Consider the following 930-nt stretch of genomic DNA (forward strand, 5'->3'; position numbering starts at 1 on the left):
ATCTGATAGTGACAACTATCTTGATGGCAATGGGTATGTCGATGGTCTCACCAACTGTTATATCTGTCCCGTTCAAGATCTTTTTGTTTGTTGCCATTGATGGTTGGTCAAAATTGATGCATGGGCTTGTGCTGAGTTATACGTTACCGGGAGGCTGATCATCACTGAATCCAGCATCATTACTCTTATGAGCCAATCACTGGTGGTTTTCATGATCTGGATTCTACCGCCGCTCATTGCATCAGTGGTTGTCGGCCTCGTCATCGGCATCCTCCAGGCGGCGACGCAGATCCAGGATGAAAGCTTGCCGCTCACCGTGAAGCTTCTGGTCGTTGTCGCGGTGATTGGGCTGTTTGCTCCTGTGCTAAGCGCCCCGCTCATAGAGCTAGCCGATCAGATCTTCACCGAGTTTCCCGCAATGACACTTAGCTACTAGTCCGCCCCATGGACGCGCCATCGGCCGATATTCAAATTCTGATCCAGACGGCTCTCGAACTCGTCGTTGCGGCAGGTCTTGGGGCAGCCCGCGCGATGGGCATCATGCTGATCTTTCCCGTATTCACACGCTCGCAGATCAGTGGGCTGATCCGGGGCTGTTTGGCTGTTGGCTTCGCACTACCATGCCTGGCACACGTCAGCGGCGGATTGCCGGCGCTGGATTCTGATACACGCCTGATCCAGCTAACCCTGCTCGGATTCAAGGAAGTTTTTGTCGGTGTACTCCTTGGCACTTTTCTTGGCATTCCGCTTTGGGGCCTTCAGGCTGCCGGGGAGCTTATCGACAACCAACGCGGCATCAGCAGCCCGACCGCTTCGGCCGATCCCGCGACGAACAGTCAGGCTTCCGCGATGGGCGTTTTTCTGGGGATCACTGCGATTGCCATATTCGTCGGATCAGGAGGCCTGGAAACTTTGATCAGTGTCCTGTAC

The 930-nt window shown here is 54.5% G+C and carries 2 protein-coding genes and 1 pseudogene; all 3 read left to right on the forward strand.

Annotated elements, in window-relative coordinates; translation table 11 throughout:
* Window positions 1-158: pseudogene (locus tag EOA85_RS36115) on the forward strand (EscR/YscR/HrcR family type III secretion system export apparatus protein); the annotation flags it as partial.
* A gap of 29 nt (window positions 159-187) precedes the next feature.
* Complete coding sequence (locus EOA85_RS36120) at window positions 188-436, forward strand: EscS/YscS/HrcS family type III secretion system export apparatus protein (protein WP_081714428.1); 249 nt, start codon at window positions 188-190, stop codon at window positions 434-436.
* A gap of 8 nt (window positions 437-444) precedes the next feature.
* A partial coding sequence (locus tag EOA85_RS36125) for a flagellar biosynthetic protein FliR (RefSeq protein ID WP_164760173.1) occupies window positions 445-930 on the forward strand: 486 nt, incomplete at its 3' end.

Source organism: Mesorhizobium sp. M5C.F.Ca.IN.020.29.1.1 (assembly GCF_003997375.1).
GTDB lineage: Bacteria > Pseudomonadota > Alphaproteobacteria > Rhizobiales > Rhizobiaceae > Mesorhizobium > Mesorhizobium wenxiniae.

Bases quoted from the DNA above. Each gene is read 5' to 3' on its own strand.
- EOA85_RS36120 (WP_081714428.1), top strand. From the start codon at position 188: ATGAGCCAATCACTGGTGGTTTTCATGATCTGGATTCTACCGCCGCTC.